Source organism: Mangrovicoccus ximenensis (genome assembly GCF_003056725.1).
GTDB classification, from domain to species: Bacteria; Pseudomonadota; Alphaproteobacteria; order Rhodobacterales; family Rhodobacteraceae; genus Mangrovicoccus; species Mangrovicoccus ximenensis.
Map to the genome: position 1 here is coordinate 102,600 of NZ_QBKZ01000001.1, position 17,433 is coordinate 120,032.

Consider the following 17,433-nt stretch of genomic DNA (forward strand, 5'->3'; position numbering starts at 1 on the left):
CGGCGCCGCGCTCAGCTTGCGCAGCGGATCAGGGTCTTCAGCCCGGCCACCTCTCCCGCCAGATGGCGGCGATAGGCCCCGGGCACGTCGTCGAGCGCGATCTCGGCATCGATCAGCGGGTCGAGCGCCGGGCCCAGCTCCGCGATCAGCCCGCCGATCCGCTGCAATTCGTCTCCGAAGGCATGGCAGCCGACCAGCGCCATCTCCTTCTCGACCAGCAGCACCGGGTCGAGATCGAGCACGCCATGGCCGATCCCCACAAGCCCGACCGCGCCGCCGGGCAGAAGACCCTCGGCCAGCGTCCGGATCACCCCGGGCGCACCGGTCGCATCCAGCGCGTGGCGCGCATCGGGCAGCGCATCGAGCGATGCCACCGCCGCCCCAGCGGCCTCCTGTTTTCACGAAGAATAGTGGAGATGTCGCAACCCAGGATGGAATGTACCCGCCTACAAGACCTCCACTCGATAGGCATGGTTATGAAAAGTTATATGTAGAAAATCCGGTGGAATGGGGCGTTTTCCGGAGCCGCCGGTTTCAGCCGCATTTGGCCTTGCCACATAACGGGATCAGGAGTCACCAAGAGACTTCAATGCAGAAGCCGGATGGCATGGACAGACCTCCGAACATGGCGTGCAAGACCGCCAATTGGCACTCTTGCAATCGGGCGCTGAGGCAGCGAGGGGCGCTGACCGTTTGGTTTGATCCCCCGATGCAGCGGACGCGGCGCGTCCGGATGGCGCTGCGACACGAGCCAACCATATCCTCAGGGGGCGCTGTTGCGCAAATCAAGGGGATTCATCTCGACCGGCGACAATGACGCGACCAGCGAAAGCGATGCCGGGTCGGGCGGCGCGGGCGGCTTTGCCGGGTCGCGCCTGGCGGCGGAGGTCGGCGGCGGCGTCCATGCGTCGATGGATGGCGATGTCAGCGGCGGAACGGACTCCGTCTCGGTGACCGCAACCGGTGCCAATGACGCGATTGCCAATGCGCTGACCATCACCGTCGGTCTTGTCGGCGGGGCGGGGGCAAGCTCCGAGGCGATCGTCACCTCGGCGGCGGATGTCGAGGCCAGCATCGGCGACACCGCGACGCTGACAGTGCCGGGGGCGCCGATCACCGTCACGGCCACCGGCGACAACAATGCCGAGGCCGAGGCCAATGGCGGCGCGGCCGGGCTCGGCCTGGCGATTGCCGCGATGCTGCCGACGGCGGAAGTCGGATGGCGGAGCGCGAGCGGCTGATCCGCGAGGTGCCGGAACTGGTCACCGGCATGGTGCCGGGCGCCGACGCGGCGGCCGCCGAGCTTCTGGACACTGTTCTTGCCGAGCTGGCGGGCCATCCGGACTTCCGCGTCGGTGCGGCCGAGGTCGCCTGTCCGGACGGCCGCATGGTGGCGATCGACCGCGCGGAGCCGATGGCGACGGCAGGGCGGCTGGTGCAGGAGGATCTGTGCCTGATGCAGCGCCCCGAGGGAGCGGAGGAGCATCTGCTGGCCGCCGCCGTGCTGTGCTTTCCGGCGAATTGGACGCTGGCCGAGAAGCTCGGCCGCCCGATGCTGCGCATCCACGCGCCGGTGGCGCAGTATGGCGACGGCGTGGCGAAGCGGGTGCAGCGGCTGCTGGACGGGGTGCAGCCCCGGAGGGTGCCGGATGTGCATCCTGCCGGGTCTGCGGGGCCCGGAGCACCGGCATCCGGCTGGTGCCGGGCGAGGAGGTCCCGGTCTCCGGGCGGAGCCCGGCCGGCAGTCCGCCGGGACTTGGCGGGCGGCGGGCGATCCCCGGCTGCAATGGACTTGTCGAAATGAAATCAATTTCTTGGCGGGCCGTGATCCGGCCCGGCCGTCAGGCAATGCGCAGATCGGGTGCCGCTGCGGGGCTGCGCTCCTGGCTCTCGGCGAGGATGGTCCGCGCCTCGGAAAGCAGGGCGATCAGCACTTCCAGGTGGCGCGCGGGCGAATAGGCGGCCAGCCCCGCGCGGCGGGCCTCTTCATGGCCCTGCTCGAGGCAGACGAGCTGCATCGCGGCTTGGCGCGGGCCGGGCAGGGCGGGGTCATCGAGGGCAGCACCTTCTACGGCGATGCGGGCGACAACCTGATCGCCGGCAGCACGCTCGGCGATTATCTCGAAGGCGGCGGCGGCGCCGACACGGTCGGCGGCGGCGCGGGCGACGACATCTTCGGCGATATCGCGGCCGATGGCGCGGTCGACAGCCTGACCGGCGGGCCGGGCCGCGACACCTACCGCTTCCTGCCGGTCTTCTCCGCCGAGGGCATCGCCGAGGATGTGATCACGGATTTCCAGCCGGGCGAGGCGGGCGACGTGATCGTGCTGGAATCCGCGATCCCGAACCCCTTCGCCAATGGCCGCCTGTCGATCCTGCAGGACGGGGCCGACACGCTGCTGCGGCTGGACGGCGGCACCGGGGGCGCTTCGGTGCTGCGGCTCCGCGGCGTGACGGCGGCGGCGCTGCGCGGACCGAGCGGCCGCTCTCCGGACGGGTCGAGCTGATCTCGGCGGAGCTGAGCACGGCCCCGGCGGATGCGGCTGCCGAGGGCGAGCGCAGCTATGCCGTGCGGATCGCGCTGGCTGGTCTGCCGCCCGGGCAGCGGCTGGAACCGGGCATGCCGGTCACCGCCGTGGTTGCGACCGGCGAACGGACTGCCCTGCAATACCTTGTCTCGCCGCTCTCCGATGCCATGTCGCGCGCGATGCGGGAGGAATAGCATGGGACAGCACCGGCAGATGCCCGCCCGCCGCGAGATCGCCGAGGATCTGTTTCGCGACCATGTCGATCTCGGCAAGCTGCGGCGCGCCCTGGCAAAGCAGGCCGCCGCGCCGCCGACGGTCGCTGCGGCAGACTGTGGCTCCGCCCCGCCGGTCGCGGGCTCGGTGGGCGGCGCGATGAGCTGGGGCGCGCCGAAGACGCTGATGCCCTTCGGCGAGGAGTCGCCCTTCTACGGGCTGGCGGTTCCCGAGGAGGTCACCGTCACCGCGCAGGTGCTGGCCCAGCCCGATCCCGAGCTGGCCGGGCGGACCATCGCCGCGCTGCGTGACGGCACGCCGCTGGTCACCCGCAAGGCCCTGGGCGAGGGGCAGGTCGTGCTGGTCCATGTCACCGCCAATGCCGAATGGTCGAACCTGCCGCTTTCCGGGCTCTTCATGTCGATGCTCGAACGGCTCGCCGTCGCGGCGGGCAGCGCTCGTCCCGACGCCGGCGCGCTCGAGGGCACGACCTGGGTGGCCGAGGAGCTGATCGACGGTTTCGGCGCGGGGCGCGAGGCCGGAACCATGGCGGGCGTGCCCTTGGGCCCGGAGCAATGACACGTCAATGGCGGCCGTTCACAGGCGCGCCCGCCCGGGGCGCAGACTCCGGGCGGCCGGCAGGCCCGGGGCAGGACAGCGGCGTGCCGATCGGAATGCGGGCCAGGCCGGGACAGCCAGCCAAGCGGCACCGGAACACCCAGGCTGCCGTCCCCCGGAAAGGGGCAGAGCGCCCAAAGGTCCCGGCCGGAGCATCATTGCTGTCCGGATGATTTGTGCGATGGTGAAGCTGTGGAGCGGGACCGCCCCCGGACCCCGGGCCCGTCCGGAAGCAAGTGCCCTCCGCGTCGCCGCCACGAATCCGGACGCATGGACAGAAACGATCGTCATGCCAATGCGCGTCGTCGCCGGCAGCCCTGCGCGCCCCCGGCCCGGCACCCGCAGCCCGTCCGCCGGCCCATCGGCGAGGGCCCGCTCTGCGCCCGCTACGCGCAGGCCTTCCGCCAGCTTCTCGGACGCGGCCCCGCCGCGCAGCCGGGCAACACCGCCCCTGCCGGGCTGTTCGGCTTTGCCGCAGCCGCGGGGCTTCTCGACGGACCTATGGAGACCGGCCATGACTGACCTTCCTGCCGCGCAACGTTTCGAGGCGGCCATGGCCGCGCTGCCGCTGGTGGCGATCCTGCGCGGGATCGCCCCGGACCAGAGCGTGGAGACCTGCCGCGCCCTGGCGGAGACCGGGTTCCGGCTGATGGAAATTCCGCTGAACTCGCCCGATCCCTTCGACAGCATCGCCCGGGTGCGCGCCGCGCTGCCCGCCGAGGTGATTGTCGGCGCGGGGACGGTGACCTCGGCGGCGGCGGTGGCGCAGCTTGCGGCGGGCGGCGCGCAGGAACGCCGGGACCGCCACCGGGCGGCGGGTGCCGAGATCGATCACCAGCATCAGCTGCTCGATCGTGGCCAGCGCCTCGCCGGTCACCGCATCCGCCAGGTCATGGCGCGCCGCGAAATGGCGCGGCCCCGCCTCGGAGACCCGCGAGGACACGTCGAGCAGCGTTCCGGCGCGGCAGGGCGCATGGACCGTCGCGGCCATCTCCACGGCCATCCGGTTGCAGTTGGTCTCGTTCACCCAATCCGCGGTCAGGCCGATCCGGCCGAGGAAGGCATAGGAGGCCGCCGAGCAGAAATTCGCCATCGCGTGCCATTGCAGCAGGCCCTCGTGATCGACATCCGCAGGCCGCACCGCGCCGACGGAGCTCGCCCCCCCTGCCGCCGCCGGCAGATGCGGCCGTCCGGACCCGCGCGCTGTTCCTGATGTCGGCCGAAGGCGGGCGGCTGATGGCGGCGGGCGATGGCACCGGCGCGGACGGGATGCTGCGGCTGGCCGGGGCCGAGAACGTCATGGCCGGCGCCTTCGACGGCTACAAGCCGGTCAATGACGAGGCGCTGCTGAGCGCGGCGCCCGAGATCGTGGTGATGATGCAGCCCCAGGGCGATCATGGCGGATCGGCGGAGGATGTCCTCGCCATGCCCGCCCTGGCAGCCACCCCGGCCGGACGGGACGGCGCCTTTGTGACCATCGATCCGGCGGCGCTCGGCTTCGGACCGCGGACCGCGGAGTTCGCCCGCGGTCTGCACGACGCGCTCTATCCGGCCGGGGACTGAGACCGATGGCGGCGATTTCTGCCTCCCGGCCGGTCTCCGCTCCGGCGGGCGCGCGGCGCGGGCGATCCCGAGGAAGCCGTCGCGCAGCCTTTCCTGGAAGGCGAGGCCGAAGCCCTCGAAGCGGTCCTCGGCTCCGGCGCGGTCCGGCGCGGCGGTGCGCGCCAGCGCGGTGGCCGGATCCATGTCGAAGATCAGCGTCACGTCGGGCTCGCGCCCGATCATCATGTCATGCAGCCGGTCGACCAGCGCGCGCAGGTCGCCCCGCGTGCTGCCCTGGTAGACCCGGGTGGAATCGGCGAAGCGGTCGGTGATCACCGTCTCGCCGCGTGCGAGCGCCGGGTCGATCAGCCGTTCCAGATGGTCGCGCCGCGCCGCGGTGAACAGGAGCAGCTCGGTCTCCGCCGACCAGCGGCCGGGCTCGCCGGTCAGCACGAGCTGGCGGATCTCCTCGGCGCCGGGCGATCCGCCCCCGGCAGCCGACGGGTTCGGGGCCGGGACCCCCGAGCCCAGCCCTCAGAGCCAATCCTTTTCCCGAAGTTACGGATCCGTTTTGCCGACTTCCCTTGCCTACATTGTTCCATTGGCCAGAGGCTGTTCACCTTGGAGACCTGATGCGGTTATGAGTACGACCGGGCGTGGACGGTACTCGGTCCTCCGGATTTTCAAGGGCCGCCGGGGGCGCACCGGACACCGCGCGACGTGCGGTGCTCTTCCGGCCGCTGGACCCTACCTCCGGCTGAACCGTTTCCAGGGTTGGCGGGCCGTTAAGCAGAAAAGATAACTCTTCCCGAGGCCCCCGCCGGCGTCTCCGGACTTCCTAACGTCGCCGTCAACCGCCACGTCCCGGCTCGGGAAATCTTAACCCGATTCCCTTTCGGGGCACGCGCGCGGCCGGGCGCCAGGCCCGCCACGCCGAAGGCCGGGATTTGCGTGCCGCCGACCGAGGCCAGCATCCGGCCTTCGGGGCCGGGCGCGATCCCGGCGCAGGCCAGCACGTTCGCCTCGCCGGTGAAATCGGCGACATAGCGTTCGGTCGGGCGCTGGTAGATCTCGCGCGGGGTGGCGAATTGCGCGACGCGGCCCGCCTTCATCACCGCGACCTTGTCCGACATGGCCATCGCCTCGGACTGGTCATGGGTCACGTAGAAGGCGGTGATGCCCGATTGCTGCTGCACGTCGCGGATCAGCCAGCGCACCTCGTCGCGCAGACGCGCATCGAGGTTCGCGAGCGGCTCGTCGAGGAGCAGCAGCCGCGGCTTGAGCACCAGCGCGCGCGCCAGCGCGACGCGCTGCTGCTGGCCGCCCGACAGCCGTCGGCCCCGGCATCGCCCGGCTGCAGGCGGCGTTTCCGCAGGCCCGGCAAGCTCAGGCCGCGCTGATCCCTTCGGCCGGTTTCGGTGCCGGATGGCGGCAGGGCAGGAAGCGCACGCCTTCGATCGCGGCATCGAACATCCGGTCGGGCTGCGCCCGCAGATAGCCCGGCAGCAGCGTCTTCACGATCCGGTCGACCCCGGTGAGGAACTGCACCGTCGCCTCGGGCGAGGCGTCGCGGTCGCGGACCAGCGCCAGATAGCCGCCCAGATGGGCCTCCAGCCAGTCGCGCAGCGCCATCGGGCTGGCCTCGCGCGGCAGGTCGCGCGGGAGATCGCGGTCGATCACCACCAGCCCGCCGTCGAAACAGGCGATGTGGAACTGTCCGGCGCGGTGGCCGGTGGCGCGGCAGGCCTCCGTTGAACCGCGCCACCGTGGCCTCGAGCACCGCCGGGTCGAGCCCGCATTCCGCCGCGAGCCCCGCCAGCGTCGGCGCTGATTTCAGGTAGCCCGCGCGGCGGTAGGGGGCGAGCGGGAAGGGGAAGGGCTTGGCCCAGCCGAGCCCCCAGCGGCGCTGCGCCTTGTGGTCGGCGATCAGCCAGCAGCCGGGATCCTCGCCCTCGGGGGTGGTGTCGAAGAGGGTGCGGACGAAGGCGTGGTAGCTTTCGGCCTCGTTGACGAAGCGCGTGCCCTTGCCGCGCACCGCGATGATGCCGGGCTTGGCGCGGTCGACGAGATGCGGGAAATGCGTGGTGCCGCCCTTGCCGTCCGGGACCAGCGAGACCGGCGCCCAGGCCCCGGCATTGGCGAGGTCGCGGCAGAGCTGGCCGCCGGCCTCAGCGGCTGGTGCGGCTGCCGCCGGAGCGGCTACGCGACATTGACACTCTCGGCGACCTCGCGGCCGCGCAGGGCGGCTAGCGGGGCCAGCCGGGCGCGGGCCTCGCCCGGGGTCATCGAGGTCCAGGCCTGGAAGGCGCGGTAGAAGCTGTTCGGGTCGCGATAGGCCAGCAGGTAGCTGATCTCGGGCACCGACATCGAGCTGTCGCGCAGGTATTGCAGCGCCAGCGTCTCGCGGGTGCGGTCGAGCACGCCGCGGAAACTCTCGCCTTCTTCCTGCAGGCGGCGCTGCAGGCTGCGGCGGCTGAGCCCGAGCTGGGTGCAGACATCGTCGGCGCCGGACTTGCCGGAGGGCAGAAGCTCCGCGAGGGCGGCGGCGACGCGGGCGGAGATCGGAATCGCGGCGGCGCGGTCGCGCAGGCGCGACGGCGAGCCACAGGAGCGCCAGGCCCGCGGCGGCATCGCCGAGCCCGTCCCGGCCGGCCGCGGCGCCCGCCACGAGGCACAGGATCATGCCGGTCTGAAGCGCGGCGGAAAACGGCAGGACGGCATGGCGGAAGCTGGCGGTCGCATCGCTCATCGGGTCGGCTCTCCGGAAACGGCCGGAATTCGGCTGCCGACCCTGAATGGTGCCGAGCATAGGGCTTCCGGGGCGGCGGAGGAATGCCCGATGCCGCGCCTGGCGCCGGTGACGCAGGGGGCGGCTACGGAATCGCGGACCCGTGTCATGTGCTGCGCTCCCGTCACGTCCACGGACCCGGCGCCCCGCAGGCAAGGCGGTCGGCACTGGGGCTGCAACGGGGCAGCCCGCCGGTGTCCCCGGCTCCGGCTCGCAAGGGCTGGCCCGGCAGGCGCGTCGGCAGCGGCTCGGCGGCGAAGCCGGGCGCGATGCCGCCGGTGACGCCCATCGCCATCTCTGCGGCGGCGATCCCGGTCAGCGTGCCGCGCACCGTGCCCAGCCCGTTCTGCACGCAGGCAGAATAGAGCCCCGGCTCCAGCTCGCGGCAAACCGAGACATGGTTCATCGACAGGCAGAGATGCCCGGCCCAGCGATGCGCCATGCGGGTTCCCGCGAGCATCGGGAAGCGGTCGTCGAACTTGCGCTGCATGATCCGGGCGGCGCGGGCCATCTGCGCAGCGGTCGTCTCCATGCTGGGACGGAACTCGGCCGCCGCGCGGATGACGATGCGGTGGCCGCCCTGGCCGGGATCGATGCGCCGCACGGTCGTGCCCATCGGGTCCGACGGCGTCAGCGCCCAGCGGGGGGCCGCGGGCGTCGTCGTCATGCTGGCCACCGGCTCCATCCGCACCCGCTGCGCCCGGCCCGCCGCATCGGTGAAGGTCCAGGACGCCGGATCGGCCAGCGCGGCATTGGCGACCAGCGGCACCCCGCCCAGATCGGCGGGGTCCTGCGGAACGGCACGGCCCTCCATGAGCTCGCGCGCCACCACCAGATATTGCGCGAAACTGCCGACCCGCCGCGATTTCAGGCTCGAGTCCGACAGCCAGCCCAGCCGCACCGACAGATCCCAGTCGCCGCTCTGCAGGTCGACGATCTCGTCGCGCAGATCCAGCACGACCCTGCAGTCGGGGTGGCGCCGCCGGAACTCGGCGGCCAGCGGCACCAGGACCGCCTGGCCGTAATCGAGGGGCGCCGTGACCCGCAGCACGCCGCGCGGCGCGTCCTGCGCGCCGACGGGCCGGCGGGCCGCCCAACCTGCCCGCGGACGGCACCGGGATCAAAGTCCCCGGCGAATGAAGAGGGAGCGGGGCGCCAGCAGCGCCGCAGAAGCCCGATGGCCGAATGGCTGGCGCGCAAGCTCGGGGGCCTGCGCCAATGGCGCAAGCTGCATCCGGCGATGGGTCCGGCCGCATCCGGCATCCCTGCCGCCGAATTTGCCCATGGCCGTGACAGCGGCAGCCCTGTGCCCCCGACCTGCTCAGCCAAGTCCCCGGGGGTGGGCAGACCGGCACCGTGACCGTCTGCGGTGCCCAGGACACGCGGCGGTGCCGCAAGGCCATGAACGGACGCGATGCCGTTCCGATCCTCCCGAGCCGCAGGACCGGACGCGGCCGGCAAGACGGCTGGCCTGCTGCGCGCCGGACACGGCCTCCCGCCGCCGCGGCCGAGCCGCTCCATCGTCAGCCGCGCGGCGTCGCGCTGCGGCTGCGGATCGGCCAGAACGTCCAGCAGCGCCGCGGCGATCGGGGCCGGACGGCACTCCTCCATCAGGAATTCCGGCACCACGCGGGTATCGGCGACCAGGTTGACCAGCGTCACCGTGTCGATCAGCGCCATCCGCTTCATGATCGCATTGGTGAGCTTGGTGAAGGTATAGGCGATCACCATCGGCGTGTCGGTCGCCGCCAGCTCCAGGCTGACCGTGCCCGAGGCAGCGAGCGCGGCATCGGCGGCGGCGAAGGCGCCGGCTTTCTCGGCCAGCGTGCTGCCGCGGGTCGGATCGAGGATCAGCGGCTTCACCGGCCAGTCAGCGGTCAGCTCCCGCACCAGATCGGCCACCGGCCCCGCAGCAGGCAGCACGAAGCGGGCAGGGGGGTGCCGCCCGGACCGCGGCCCTGCGGCGGGGTCTCGCCCGCGGCGAGGTAGACCAGCGACGAGGCCCAGGGATAGCTGATCACCACGCCCGACAGCGCCAGCACGAAGAGCGGCACCAGCGCCCAGGCGCCGAAGACATGGTGCCAGTTGAAGTCCCGCGCCTGCGCCGTCGGCAGGCCGCGCCGGAACAGCAGCCGCAGCTTGACCTGCGACCAGCGCATCACCGGCGGCAGCCAGAGCCATATGCCGGAGAGCACGAGGAACAGGAAGCCGAGATTGGCCGCGGCGTTCGCCGCGCCGCCCGTCGCCGAGGGGCCGGAGAGGCTGAGCCAGCGGTGCAGCCCGGTCACTTTGCGGAAGAACGCCCCGGTTCCGGCGGCAGCCTCCGGCATCGGCGCGCCGGACCAGGGATCGAGCCGCACCCCCACTGCGGCGGGGGGAGCCGGGATGTCGGGCCGCATCGGGGGAGAAGGGGGGGCGGTGCCTGGCCTTCTCGGACCGCCCCCTTCGAGGTCCGCTTGCTGCCCGGGCGATCCCGCGCGGGGCGCGGGCTCGCCGGATCGGGACAAGGCCCTTGCGGCGCGGAGATGTGCCGACGGGGACGGTGCCGGACATCCAGAGGATGACCTGGGGTCGAAGTCTGGGCGCTGGCGCTGTGCCGGAGCCGCCTTCGGCTGAGGGTCCTGGCCGCGTGGTGCCTGAGGGGCCTCGACGGAGTGCCGTGCCTGCCTTCGAGGCCCCTCCGGCTGGCTTCGAAGACAATCTCCGCGGCAGCCCCCGTGGAGCCTGCGGAGCTGCCGGTGCGCATCGGGCGCATGCGGGAGCGGGGTGCCCGGCCCGTTGCCGCAGTGAATCCTGGAGCATCTTTGTGCAACAAGGCCGATCGGTGCCTTCCTCTTCTCGACCGACATAGCTTCTGTCGGAGACAACCTCCGCGAGCTAGGCGCTCTCCTGCTCGGCCTCGTCGGCGCCCCCTTCATCGTCTGGCGCGCCATCGTCGCCCAGAAACAAGCCGATATCGCCGAACAAGGCCTGATCACCGACCGGATCAACAAGGCGGTCGAGGGATTGGGTGCCGAAAAGACCGTCAAAACAATAGTCAGCCGGGAAGATGCTAACGGCACCGCGATAAAGCACACCGAAGAAGAGTCCCGAGCGAATATCGAGGTACGCATCGGCGCGATTTATGCGCTGGAGAGGATCAGCCAAGACAGCCAGCGCGACCATATCCGCATCATGGATTGAACCGCCGCGGGTCTGTCGGAGGCTTTGACTCGCGAATGCCCGCGCCTTCACGGCGGCGTTTCCCGGGTTGGCAGACCGCGCCTGACGGCCGGCATCGGCAGGACAGGGCACGCGATCCGGCGGAACGGGCATGGATCGGGCTGGGCGATGCGCGCCGGCTGGGTGTCCGCGGCCGTTTCGGACAGAGCCTGTCCCCGGTGATGGCTCCGTTCCCCGAACGGGAATGGCAGGCGCCTGCCGGGGCAATCTGCGCTTCGGGGGCCGGAGGCCGGGCGGAGGCCGCCGTTCGGACCTCCTGCTCCGGCACGCCGCGGAAGATGCAAGGGAAGATTGCGCCTGAGGCCCGCCGCTGAAGGCAGCATTGGCTGTGGCGGTCCGGCGATCTGGCGCAGATGCGCCGACCGGCGGGATGGTCCCGCCGGGCCTGGCTCTGGCACGGGCCGCGGGGGCGCTGCCGCTTCGGATCCGGCCGCATCGTGCCGCCGCCCGTCCATGCCCTGGGGACCGCACCAGCCGCCCCCCGCCGGACCGCAACCCAAAATGGCGGGCCGCCGGCAAGCGGGCGGCGCAAAATGGCGGAAACAGGCCGCCACCGGGCGGACGGACCGCTCCCTGCCTTCCCTCCGGCCTGCCGGGCGCCTAGATGTCAGCGGAACGCATATCGGCGCAGCGGAGACGGAACATGGCGATGGGCAACACGCAGCAGGCAGGCACCGGCCGCAAGGTGCGGGAACGATGAGTGCAGCGCCCGGCATGATCGGCCCCGTCCTCTTCCTCGACGATCTCGGCGCCGCGGAGATGCATCTGGCGGCGCTGTTCATCGCGCCGGCGGGCGCCGAGCCCGGCGCAGTGGAGATCGGCGGCACCGCGGCGCCGCCGCAGCTCCTGGCGCCAGCGCGGCGCCGGCCACGTCTCCGGGGCGGCTCCAGAGCCAGCGCGGCACTGCGACCTTCTCCACCGTGCCGCCCGCCGCCGCCTGGAAGCCGGTCTCGGTGAAGCCCGGGCAAACCGCCGAGACCCGCACGCCATGCGGGCGCATCTCGGCATGGAAGGCCAGCGAGAACTGCAGCAGGAAGGATTTGACCGGGTAGTAGAGCGTGCCCCCGGCATGCGGCGGCAGGAGCGCCGAAAGCGAGGAGACATTCACGATCCGGCCGCGTCCCCCGGCCATCATGGCGGGGGCGAGCAGGTGGCAGAGCCGCACCGGCGCGGCGGCCATCACCTCGAGGCAGGCGCGGTGCCGCTCCCAGGGCACGTCGCAGAGCATCCCGGGCACGCCGAAGCCGGCATTGTTGACCAGCACTTCGGCCTGCAGCCCGCGGTCCGGCATCGCGGTCGTGCCCGAAGGCCATCGCGTGCTCGGCCGGCTCAGCGTCGACGAGAACCTGCGCGTGGCCGGGGCGCTGCTGCCCGCGGCCGAGGTGGCGGGCGTGCTCGGCCATGTCTACGCGCTCTTTCCGGAGCTTGCGCAGCGCAAGGGCCAGCAGGCGGGCACCATGTCGGGGGGGCAGCAGCAGATGCTGGCGATCGGCCATGCGTTGATGTGCCGGCCGCGCTACGTGGTGATCGACGAGATGTCGCTGGGGCTCGCGCCGCTGATCGTGCAGCGGCTGGTCGGCACGCTGCGCCAGCTGATGGCGGAGGGCGTCGGCATCCTGCTGGTCGAGCAGTTCACCGAGATCGCGCTGTCGGTGGCGACGCAGGCGGTGGTGATGCGCCGCGGCCGGGTCGCCTTTGCCGGTCCCGCCGCGGAGCTGAGGATGCCCTCGCCCGGCACCGGTTCCAGCCCGCCGCACGCGCTCGCGAGCAGCGCATCGAGGTCATCGCCGAGCGCCGCGGCGGCCCAGCCGGGATCGGTGCTGCGGCGCAGGAGCGCCTTGGTGCTGTCCATCTCCGCCTCCTCCGCAGGGCGATGCCGTCGCCCCGGAGTTTGTGCAGAGACATGGTAAAGGAACGGTCAATCCCGGCGCGGGATCACCAGTTCTCCTTGAGCCATTTCACCGCGCGGCGCAGCGAGCGGCCCGGATAGCGTTCCGCCGGGATCTCGAAATCCCACCATTCATCCTGCGGATGGGCGGCGAACATCGACAGCCCGACCGCCGCCGAGAAACCCGGCCCGGTCGCCGCCTGCGGCAGGCCCTGCACGCGCAGCGGACGGCCGAGGCGCACCTGGTGGCCGAGGAGCCGCGCCCGGGCGGCGCATCCGGGCGAAAATCGGCGCCCCCCCGATGCGGATGTCCGGCCGATGCTGCCAGCCGCTTCTGCCGGAATGGTCTCGGATCGACCGGCCGCGGAGCATGATCCGCGCAACCTGCCGGTCCCGGCCTTCGAGAGGCATTCGCCCGCTCCCATATGCGCCGCGACCGCCGCCGAGGCACTCACAGAGACGGGCCGCCTTCGGAAAGGCCGCCCGCAGGCCGCGCCCTGCAAGCTCGGCGGCAACCGCCCGGAAGCACTTGAGCTTCGGCCGCAGGGCCATGCCACGGCCCGGCCCTGCACTCTCCTGCAGCCGCACCGCCATCCGATCCGGCAGCGAGGGGGCGCATATCGGGCATGGCGCAACCCGAACGGCCGCTTGGACGGATTTCCTGCGGATGCCGTCGCGCGGCAGGAGCGCCTCCAACCTGAGATCCCGTGAGCCCGGAGCACCGCTTGCCAACGGTCGGGCATGGATGCCCGGCTGCCCCGCCGCGCTCGCCATGGCCCTCGGACCAATGGCGGACAATGGCTTGCCCCGCAACGAAACCTTGCGGGCGGCACGATGCCTGGGGCGGCCGATCCGGAAGATATGGGCGGCTGTCACGCGCGACGCCGCGTCGAAGCCCGGATGAACCGTCTCGAGCAGTTCGCCGACCGGATCCTGTCACGAGCCCCCGGCCGCCAGGCTGCCGACATGCAGATCCGCATCATTCGCAGCCGCGCTCGGACCGGTGGCGCCTGCCGCGCATTCAAGGACCGCTGATCGGCCCTCGGAAAGGCCGACATCGACGCCCCGACTGAAACCGGGGGAAAGGGGCTCAACCCCCGCTCGCTCGAATGGCGCAAATAGGTCGATGCTGCGCGCCGCGCCGTGCGGCCGCGCACCCGCGGCGACAGGCCGAAGGCCAGATTGTCCCCGACCGAGAGATGCGGAAACAGCACCGCCTCCTGGAACATCAGGCCGATGCCGCGCCGCTCGGCGGCAATGCCGGACAGGTCGCGGCCGTTCAGCATCACCGTCCCGGCCAGGCGGAAGCCGCCGCCCAAATGGCCGCCGACCGCCGCCAGCAGCGTGGATTTTCCCACCCCGGAAGGACCGGTGATGCAGGCCACCTGGCCGGGCGGAACCGCCAGGGACAGCGGCGCGAACAGCGGCCGACCATCCGGCGCCAGCACGGAAACCGCGCCGAGATCGAGGCTCATGCCGCGCCTCCGAGACCGCTGCGGTTGCGGTGCAGGACAGCCGGAACGGCCAGCGCGGCGAGAAACACGCCCCAGGGCAGCAGCGCCACGGCGGAGGCCCCGGCACGCGCCCGCGCCGCATCGCTGCTCGGGCGGCTGAACGTTCCCGAACGGCTCTGGGGGCTCTCGCCCACCACCTTCTCGGGCGGCGAGCAGCAGCGGGTCAACATCGCCCGCGGCTTCGTCCATCCCTATCCGGCGCTGCTGCTCGACGAGCCCACCGCCAGCCTCGACCCGGCGAACCGGGCGGTCGTGCTGGACCTCATCCGCGAGGCCAAGGCGCGGGGCTGCGCGATCATCGGCATTTTCCACGATGCCGCGGCCCGCGACGAGATCTGCGACCGGGAAATCGACATGACCGCCTTCTCGCCGGAGCGGGCGCAATGAGCGGGCCGGGACGCCTCGTCGCGGTGGTCGGCGCCTCTGGCGTCGGCAAGGACAGCCTGATCCGCGCCCTGGCCCGCGCCGCGCCGCATCTGGCGCAACCGCGAACAGGCTGTCCCCGCGCCGCCAGGTCCCGGCGCAATGGTCCGACCAGCGGCACTGGCTGCACTCGGCGCAGGGGACCGGCCGGGTCGCGGACGGATCGGCAAGAAAGGCCTCGAGCCGCGCCCGCGCGCGGCGCGCATAGCCCGCGTAATCCGCAAGCCGCAATGTCATGCGGCTGCCGTCCGCGAGCTCCAGGAGGACCTGATCCGGAACCGCGCCCTGCACCCCGGCCAGCAGGTCGGACAGGAGCATCAGCTGCAGGACATCCTCCGGCTCGGCGTGCGGTCCGGCCCCGGTGCAGACAACCTCGTAGCTGAAAGCGCCGAGCGCTGACGGCCGCTCCCGCCGCTCGAGGCGGCCGACACGGCCGCCCCAATGTCCGGCCGCCAGCGCGGCAGGCCGGATCACGTCCTGCCCGGCGGCAAGCCCGAGCCGGTGTCGCAGATCGTCGGCGAGCGCGCCTTCTTCGGCCGCCGCTTCCGCGTCACCCGCGACGTGCTGGACCCGCGCCCGGAAACCGAGGCGCTGATCCTCGAGGCCTTGCGGGCGCCCGCGTCGCGGATCCTCGACATCGGCACCGGAACGGGCTGCATCCTTTTGACATTGCTGGCGGAATGGCCGGAGGCAACCGGCGTTGCGACGGATGCTTCGGAGGCCGCCCTTGGCGTGGCGCGCGGCAATGCCGCCGATCTGGGCCTCGCGGCGCGCGCCGAATTCCGCCATGGCGACTGGGCAGCGGCGGCGGAGGGGCCTTTCGACCTCGTGGTGTCGAACCCGCCCTACATCGCCGAGGACGAGCTGGCCGCGCTGGAACCGGAAGTGACCCGCTGGGAGCCGGCCATGGCGCTGTCACCGGGGGCGGACGGAGCCGGGGCTGCCCGAGGGCTCGGCGCGGCATATCCTGGCGGAGGCCGACCAGGCCCGCTACGGTGCGGTCGGACAGCTCCGCACATCGCCGCAGGGCGTCCATTGCACCGCCACGCTGGTCGCGCCGGATCTGGTGCTGACCGCGGCCCATTGCGTGTCGAACCCCGAGAAGGATTGGGTGGCGCCGGCCTACCGGGCGATCTTCAGCCCGGATTACCGCGAAGGCCGCCAGGGTGCCGCTGCGATCGGCGCGGCGCTGGCGATCGGCCGCGGCTATGCCGAGACCGGCCATGTCAGCGGCGACCTGGCGCTGCTGCGGCTCAAGGCGCCGATCCCCGAGCGAATCGCCCGGCCGATCCCGGTGGCCGGGACCATGCTGCTGCGCGGGCGGGAGCTGGCGACCTATTCCTACGGCTACGACGCGCCCTTCGCGCTGGCACCCGTCCGGGTGCCGGGGCAAGCCCGGCGGCGGCCGGCACAGCGCGGGTGCCTTCCGGGAAGTTGCGTATCTTCGCGGACACGCCTGCGGCCGGCCGTGCCGCCTTGACCCGTTTCAAACTCCGGCTCACCTGCTACTCCTGTGCCCGAACCCCGGCAGCCGGAGGACCGCCATGACCCTGACCGACCTGATCCGCCGCCATCCGCGCCCGCATGATCCCGCACGGGCGGCGGATGTCCTCGCCAAGCTGCCCGATCCCGGCGCGGCGCGCGATCTGTTGGAGGGCGTGGCGGGCTGCAGCCCCTATCTGGCGGGGTTGATGGAGCGCGAGGCCGCCTGGCTGGAGGAGGCGCTGGTCCGCGATCCGCAGGAGAGCCTGGCCGGGGTGCTCGACAGCCTGGCGCCCGGCCCGGTCAAGGAGGCGGGGGCCGATCTGCGCCGCGAGGATGGCGCGGCCGCGCGCGGCATCGCCGAGCTGGGACGCGCTCGGCGCGCTGCGGGTCATCGGGCCCTTCGGCGCGACGAAGTCCGGCAGGAACTCATGCGCGCCGCGGATGCGGAAGCCGTTCTCCTCGAAGATCGCGATGACCAGCCGCAAGAGCGCGTCATCCCCGGCCTTCAGCCCGCGGAAGATGCGCGGCACCAGCCGCAGGGTCTTCAGGTCGAAGCGGCGGGGATCGAAATCGGGACGGTGCAGGATGCCCGCCATCGCGACCTCTTCGACGCCATGGGCGCGAAGGCCTCGGAACAGCGCGCCGAGGCGCTCGACCCGGAAGGGCACCACCGGATGGCCGCCCGGCACGCCGGAGGGATGGCCCTCCATCTCGGCCAGCACGACGCCGCGGCCCGAGGCGGCGACCGCTCCGGCCAACGCCGTGATTCCGGGCCTCCTCTGGAGGTGCATGGGGAAAGACCTGTTCCGGCTGGCCGAGGCCCGTATGGACCGGATCCGTCCGTTTCACTCAAAGTCTCACGGACGCCCGCGGGGCGATGACCGGCGCGTGCTCAGCGGCATTATCTTCATCAAACGCAACGGCTTGAGATGGAGAGACGCTCCGGCTGGGCACGGCCCCCGCAGTTGAAGGAGACCGTGGCGCCAGTGGCGCCGCGAAAGCCCCGGCAACACTCTGCAGCCGCTGGCTCGGCTGGAGCCGAAGGGGGTGTTCGCCCGCATCATGGACGGTTTGGCCTCCGCAGGCCGGGACACGAAGCCCGTCATGATCGATGCGGCCTGCCTCAAGGCTCACCGGACGGCGTCCAGCCTCCGGGTGGGTAAGGCGGGCGCGGAAGGCTGACCGGCCTGAGTTCGGGGGCTGGCGGATGGC

At 72.1% G+C, this 17,433-nt stretch carries 18 protein-coding genes and 12 pseudogenes; 13 read left to right on the top strand and 17 right to left on the bottom strand.

What is annotated here, in order from left to right:
- Nucleotides 1-11: 11 nt before the first annotated feature.
- Entirely contained in the window at nucleotides 12-374 is a 363-nt protein-coding gene (locus C7T91_RS34340; RefSeq protein WP_108257593.1) for an MDR/zinc-dependent alcohol dehydrogenase-like family protein, read from the bottom strand.
- A 402-nt stretch (nucleotides 375-776) separates the two neighbouring features.
- Between C7T91_RS34340 and C7T91_RS00665 the strand changes: the two genes are divergently transcribed.
- Nucleotides 777-1,241 carry a hypothetical protein gene (locus C7T91_RS00665; RefSeq protein ID WP_108257594.1) on the top strand — a complete coding sequence of 155 codons (465 nt, stop codon included), beginning with the start codon at nucleotides 777-779 and terminating at the stop codon, nucleotides 1,239-1,241.
- The gene (locus C7T91_RS00670) at nucleotides 1,220-1,804 is read left to right on the top strand and encodes a heme-dependent oxidative N-demethylase subunit alpha family protein (RefSeq protein WP_108257595.1); all 585 of its coding nucleotides are present in this window, start codon (nucleotides 1,220-1,222) and stop codon (nucleotides 1,802-1,804) included. Before C7T91_RS00665 ends, C7T91_RS00670 begins: the two co-directional genes overlap by 22 nt.
- 37 nt (nucleotides 1,805-1,841) lie before the next feature.
- Here the strand turns inward: C7T91_RS00670 and C7T91_RS32015 are convergent, their stop codons facing one another.
- Nucleotides 1,842-2,018, bottom strand: coding sequence for a DUF6477 family protein (locus C7T91_RS32015; protein ID WP_161555666.1), 177 nt, complete (start codon nucleotides 2,016-2,018; stop codon nucleotides 1,842-1,844).
- Here C7T91_RS32015 and C7T91_RS00675 point away from each other — a divergent pair.
- From C7T91_RS00675 to C7T91_RS38275, 5 genes and pseudogenes are all read left to right on the top strand, one after another.
- A complete protein-coding gene (locus tag C7T91_RS00675) occupies nucleotides 1,989-2,507 on the top strand; it encodes a hypothetical protein (RefSeq protein WP_108257596.1) in 519 nt (172 codons plus the stop codon). The two genes, C7T91_RS32015 and C7T91_RS00675, sit on opposite strands and share 30 nt — an antisense overlap.
- A gap of 62 nt (nucleotides 2,508-2,569) precedes the next feature.
- Nucleotides 2,570-2,722: a hypothetical protein gene (locus tag C7T91_RS32020; RefSeq protein WP_161555667.1), complete on the top strand. Its 153-nt coding sequence runs from the start codon at nucleotides 2,570-2,572 to the stop codon at nucleotides 2,720-2,722.
- Between the two features lie 163 nt (nucleotides 2,723-2,885).
- Nucleotides 2,886-3,302: pseudogene (locus C7T91_RS00680) on the top strand (DUF4159 domain-containing protein); the annotation flags it as partial.
- A 327-nt stretch (nucleotides 3,303-3,629) separates the two neighbouring features.
- Nucleotides 3,630-3,881, top strand: a complete 252-nt coding sequence (locus C7T91_RS00685; protein ID WP_108257597.1) for a hypothetical protein — start codon at nucleotides 3,630-3,632, stop codon at nucleotides 3,879-3,881.
- Between the two features lie 31 nt (nucleotides 3,882-3,912).
- Nucleotides 3,913-4,089 (top strand): annotated as a pseudogene (locus C7T91_RS38275) (2-dehydro-3-deoxy-6-phosphogalactonate aldolase); the annotation flags it as partial.
- 108 nt (nucleotides 4,090-4,197) lie between these two features.
- Here the strand turns inward: C7T91_RS38275 and C7T91_RS38280 are convergent.
- Nucleotides 4,198-4,452, bottom strand: a pseudogene (locus C7T91_RS38280) (hypothetical protein); the annotation flags it as partial.
- 143 nt (nucleotides 4,453-4,595) lie between these two features.
- Between C7T91_RS38280 and C7T91_RS38920 the strand changes: the two are divergent.
- Nucleotides 4,596-4,922, top strand: coding sequence for an ABC transporter substrate-binding protein (locus C7T91_RS38920; protein ID WP_236637899.1), 327 nt, complete (start codon nucleotides 4,596-4,598; stop codon nucleotides 4,920-4,922).
- Between the two features lie 54 nt (nucleotides 4,923-4,976).
- Here the strand turns inward: C7T91_RS38920 and tmk are convergent.
- From tmk to C7T91_RS00750, 11 genes and pseudogenes are all read right to left on the bottom strand, one after another.
- A pseudogene (tmk, locus tag C7T91_RS00700) lies at nucleotides 4,977-5,390 on the bottom strand (dTMP kinase); the annotation flags it as partial.
- A gap of 296 nt (nucleotides 5,391-5,686) precedes the next feature.
- Nucleotides 5,687-6,187: an ATP-binding cassette domain-containing protein gene (locus C7T91_RS38925; protein ID WP_407943262.1), complete on the bottom strand. Its 501-nt coding sequence runs from the start codon at nucleotides 6,185-6,187 to the stop codon at nucleotides 5,687-5,689.
- A 3-nt stretch (nucleotides 6,188-6,190) separates the two neighbouring features.
- A pseudogene (locus C7T91_RS38930) lies at nucleotides 6,191-6,367 on the bottom strand (hypothetical protein); the annotation flags it as partial.
- Nucleotides 6,288-6,584: a hypothetical protein gene (locus C7T91_RS00715; protein ID WP_108257601.1), complete on the bottom strand. Its 297-nt coding sequence runs from the start codon at nucleotides 6,582-6,584 to the stop codon at nucleotides 6,288-6,290. The pseudogene C7T91_RS38930 and the gene C7T91_RS00715, both read right to left, overlap by 80 nt.
- Before the next feature lie 79 nt (nucleotides 6,585-6,663).
- Nucleotides 6,664-7,197 (bottom strand): annotated as a pseudogene (locus tag C7T91_RS00720) (FAD-binding protein); the annotation flags it as partial.
- Nucleotides 7,101-7,532, bottom strand: coding sequence for a helix-turn-helix transcriptional regulator (locus C7T91_RS00725; protein ID WP_108257602.1), 432 nt, complete (start codon nucleotides 7,530-7,532; stop codon nucleotides 7,101-7,103). The pseudogene C7T91_RS00720 and the gene C7T91_RS00725, both read right to left, overlap by 97 nt.
- A gap of 281 nt (nucleotides 7,533-7,813) precedes the next feature.
- Nucleotides 7,814-8,743: pseudogene (locus C7T91_RS37665) on the bottom strand (LysR substrate-binding domain-containing protein); the annotation flags it as partial.
- Between the two features lie 500 nt (nucleotides 8,744-9,243).
- A pseudogene (locus tag C7T91_RS00735) lies at nucleotides 9,244-9,612 on the bottom strand (lipid-A-disaccharide synthase); the annotation flags it as partial.
- Nucleotides 9,567-10,622, bottom strand: a complete 1,056-nt coding sequence (locus tag C7T91_RS34360; RefSeq protein WP_108257604.1) for a PepSY domain-containing protein — start codon at nucleotides 10,620-10,622, stop codon at nucleotides 9,567-9,569. The pseudogene C7T91_RS00735 and the gene C7T91_RS34360, both read right to left, overlap by 46 nt.
- On the bottom strand, nucleotides 10,567-10,923 hold the full coding sequence (locus tag C7T91_RS00745; protein WP_145962730.1) for a hypothetical protein: 357 nt from the start codon (nucleotides 10,921-10,923) through the stop codon (nucleotides 10,567-10,569). The genes C7T91_RS34360 and C7T91_RS00745 overlap by 56 nt, the downstream gene beginning before the upstream one ends.
- A 766-nt stretch (nucleotides 10,924-11,689) precedes the next feature.
- On the bottom strand, nucleotides 11,690-12,202 hold the full coding sequence (locus C7T91_RS00750; RefSeq protein WP_108257606.1) for an SDR family NAD(P)-dependent oxidoreductase: 513 nt from the start codon (nucleotides 12,200-12,202) through the stop codon (nucleotides 11,690-11,692).
- A gap of 7 nt (nucleotides 12,203-12,209) precedes the next feature.
- On the opposite strand from C7T91_RS00750, the gene C7T91_RS00755 reads away from it, so the two are divergent.
- Nucleotides 12,210-12,821, top strand: a complete 612-nt coding sequence (locus C7T91_RS00755) for an ATP-binding cassette domain-containing protein (protein ID WP_201741923.1) — start codon at nucleotides 12,210-12,212, stop codon at nucleotides 12,819-12,821.
- A 25-nt stretch (nucleotides 12,822-12,846) separates the two neighbouring features.
- Here C7T91_RS00755 and C7T91_RS00760 read toward each other — a convergent pair.
- Together C7T91_RS00760 and C7T91_RS00765 are read right to left on the bottom strand one after the other, a co-directional pair.
- Nucleotides 12,847-13,062 (bottom strand): annotated as a pseudogene (locus C7T91_RS00760) (cell division protein FtsA); the annotation flags it as partial.
- 609 nt (nucleotides 13,063-13,671) lie between these two features.
- A complete protein-coding gene (locus C7T91_RS00765) occupies nucleotides 13,672-14,247 on the bottom strand; it encodes an ATP-binding cassette domain-containing protein (RefSeq protein ID WP_236637900.1) in 576 nt (191 codons plus the stop codon).
- Between the two features lie 123 nt (nucleotides 14,248-14,370).
- Here C7T91_RS00765 and C7T91_RS00770 point away from each other — a divergent pair.
- The 3 genes and pseudogenes from C7T91_RS00770 to C7T91_RS00785 form a co-directional block, all read left to right on the top strand.
- Nucleotides 14,371-14,700: pseudogene (locus C7T91_RS00770) on the top strand (ATP-binding cassette domain-containing protein); the annotation flags it as partial.
- 477 nt (nucleotides 14,701-15,177) lie between these two features.
- Nucleotides 15,178-15,618: pseudogene (locus C7T91_RS00780) on the top strand (methyltransferase); the annotation flags it as partial.
- A gap of 85 nt (nucleotides 15,619-15,703) precedes the next feature.
- Nucleotides 15,704-16,216 carry a trypsin-like serine peptidase gene (locus C7T91_RS00785; protein WP_269100126.1) on the top strand — a complete coding sequence of 171 codons (513 nt, stop codon included), beginning with the start codon at nucleotides 15,704-15,706 and terminating at the stop codon, nucleotides 16,214-16,216.
- Nucleotides 16,217-16,241: 25 nt separating this feature from the next.
- Here C7T91_RS00785 and C7T91_RS00790 read toward each other — a convergent pair whose 3' ends face one another.
- Nucleotides 16,242-16,979: a UDP-2,3-diacylglucosamine diphosphatase LpxI gene (locus C7T91_RS00790; protein ID WP_108257610.1), complete on the bottom strand. Its 738-nt coding sequence runs from the start codon at nucleotides 16,977-16,979 to the stop codon at nucleotides 16,242-16,244.
- A 31-nt stretch (nucleotides 16,980-17,010) separates the two neighbouring features.
- Here C7T91_RS00790 and C7T91_RS34365 point away from each other — a divergent pair.
- Nucleotides 17,011-17,420 (top strand): annotated as a pseudogene (locus C7T91_RS34365) (transposase); the annotation flags it as partial.
- Nucleotides 17,421-17,433 lie beyond the last annotated feature (13 nt).